This is a genomic window from Flavobacterium bizetiae, from assembly GCF_902804475.1.
GTDB classification, from domain to species: domain Bacteria; phylum Bacteroidota; class Bacteroidia; order Flavobacteriales; family Flavobacteriaceae; genus Flavobacterium; species Flavobacterium bizetiae.
Genome location: NZ_CADCSU010000237.1, coordinates 1 through 2,376, shown reverse-complemented (window position 1 = coordinate 2,376; position 2,376 = coordinate 1). Strand labels below are relative to the sequence as shown.

The following is a 2,376-nucleotide window of genomic DNA, read 5'->3' as shown; positions in this document are numbered from 1 at the left end:
GCATACAGATATAATATTAATCTGGCATTGCTATCTACAAGGCTACTAATATCAGGAAAACTAGTATTAATGAATTGTGTACTTTGAGAACTATAAGCATTATACGATCTGTCTATAAATAATTCTTTAGACTTTAAAGTCCAGTCATCAATACTAATAAGATCGATTTCATTTTGATAATCGGCTAAGGCTTCATTTATAATTTCATCGATTTTACCCTTCTCTTTCTTAAAATCTATATTAATCATTCATGGCTATTTTGGTTATTAGATATTTAGTTTTTTTTTATAAATATATAATATTGACCAAAACTTTTAATATAATCTTTATAAATTCGTTGTCATAAGGCTTTCGCCCTTTCAGGGCTAAAACAACGATTGTCTTTCATTCATAGCGCTTCGCACCATGCTATTGCTAAAGCTCTTTCAGAGCAACAGGTTTGCAACATTTATATTTAGAAATAATCTGAATGCAAATCTATTTTAGGATTAAATGTAAATATGTAAGCTTTTTCAGAACTTAATAGGATTGTGTTCACGAGCAAGATGCGCGCACCAGCTGGAGAACTTTTTTATCCATCTAAATTACTTTTAATAGCTAACATGATATCATTGTAATTCTCAAAATTATCAGGCGAAATTATTAAAGTTTTGTCATTGATGAGTTGCAGAATACTTAAACTATATCCATCAGTTAATGGCCCTGCTTTACCTTGCGCTATAATTTTTCGCTTCTTTATATCAATTATATCGGCAAAAGGAATATACTGTTTTCGACCAGAAATTAATAATATTTTTTCAATTCCTTTATCCGTAACTATTAATTTACAAACTTTAAACAGATCATCTAATGCAGCACAAAGGAATAACAGTAAAAACACAGCTGACACAATAAATACTGGATTTTTACTAAGTTGTGAATATTCCGAAATACTATTTAAGCAGTAGTACAATACTGCAATAAAAACAACAAAACCAATTGCTATTTTTACCCAAAATAATTTTCTAAATTTTGATTCAATGCACTTCATTGCAATATTCTTTAAGTTTAATAATCTTTAATGCCTTTATAAATACTTCTTCTGTTTTCTTTTTCTGATTTTGACCATAATTTATTGATTATTTAAAAATGTGCTATCAAACATCTAAATTCATTTCCAAAATCAAGCGCAACGTCATAAAAACTTAATCACACTTTACCTTTTTCAAAACTCCAGTTTTAATATCTAATTTAAGACAGGTTTGCTTTATTAAAACCATCTTATTATTTACCACTTTATATTCTGCATTTATCTGGCTTGATCCTGCACAACATTGATTGTGTTCGCTAATTCTTTTCGTTTTACTATCAAACTCTAATGAAGTACCACTAAAGCCGCTTTCAAAATATTTGCCGCTCTTTGGATTATACAAAAAATACAAACTTGTAGTATTAGGCCCCGCAGTACCCCCTTCAAAAACAGAAAAATCATCAATTCCGTCAAAATTATAATCGTCAACGCTTATATTATTCAATCCCAAAAGTTGGCATTCTAAATCAATTTGCTGAAGTAACTTATCAGTTTTTTTCTCCAGAATTTTAACTCCCGTTACTTTTGCATAAAAATCACCTTTTTGTTTTGAAACAATTAACTTAAAGTATTTACCTTTTAAAGAAACACGCTGTAAAATTTCTTTATTTTTCCATTCCACATTATCTCCCCATTCAATTTCAAATGTTTTCGATAAAGTAATGTTAAGCTCTTTCTTTGTATTTAAGTCTGTCCATATTCCCTCTAACTTTTTGCTTTTCGCATTAAAATTTTCAAAAGTCATTTTAGCTGTATTCTTGCCCGTTTTATCTTTTTCATAAAAAGTCAGGACTTTATTATTTAGAGTTCCGCTTATCTCGATAGGAGTATCATAATTAGAATACGCATAGATAGCATCTGCGGATCCCTCTAAATTAAGATCTATAATAAATTCTATCGGATACTTATCTATAAATCCTGTATAAGTTGTTTGTGCCGCTAATTGAATTGAAGCTAAAAAAAGTAATGCTAATAAAATTTTCTGTTGCATTGTAGAGTTTGAGATCGTTTAAATTTTGTTTGTTGTTGTTTTAGTATTCTTTAAGCTTAATGCCTTCTATTCTAAGTTATTTCAAGATCCAATATCATCAATAGAATCTTCTAACACAGTTTTTAGTTTTATCAATTTAAAAACAATATAAATTTTAATTTAACCTAATTGAATGTTTTTATCAATGTGTTTTCGAAAAAAAATCTTTACATCATCAATATCTGTTTGGTTCAATTCAAGATGTTGAAAAAAATAAGTGGTGTCATCTTTAATCTTCAATCTTAAATCATTTTTTGTAAATAGAATACTTTCAATT

General features: G+C 28.2%; 3 protein-coding genes. All 3 read right to left on the bottom strand.

Features of this window, described 5'->3' with window-relative positions:
• Positions 1 to 248 (bottom strand): hypothetical protein (locus FLACOL7796_RS24470; protein WP_173973377.1); only part of this gene is annotated, 248 nt, incomplete at its 3' end.
• 323 nt (positions 249 to 571) lie between these two features.
• Entirely contained in the window at positions 572 to 1,030 is a 459-nt protein-coding gene (locus tag FLACOL7796_RS24465) for a hypothetical protein (RefSeq protein ID WP_173973376.1), read from the bottom strand.
• A gap of 154 nt (positions 1,031 to 1,184) precedes the next feature.
• Complete coding sequence (locus FLACOL7796_RS24460; RefSeq protein WP_173973375.1) at positions 1,185 to 2,060, bottom strand: XAC2610-related protein; 876 nt, start codon at positions 2,058 to 2,060, stop codon at positions 1,185 to 1,187.
• Positions 2,061 to 2,376: the final 316 nt, after the last annotated feature.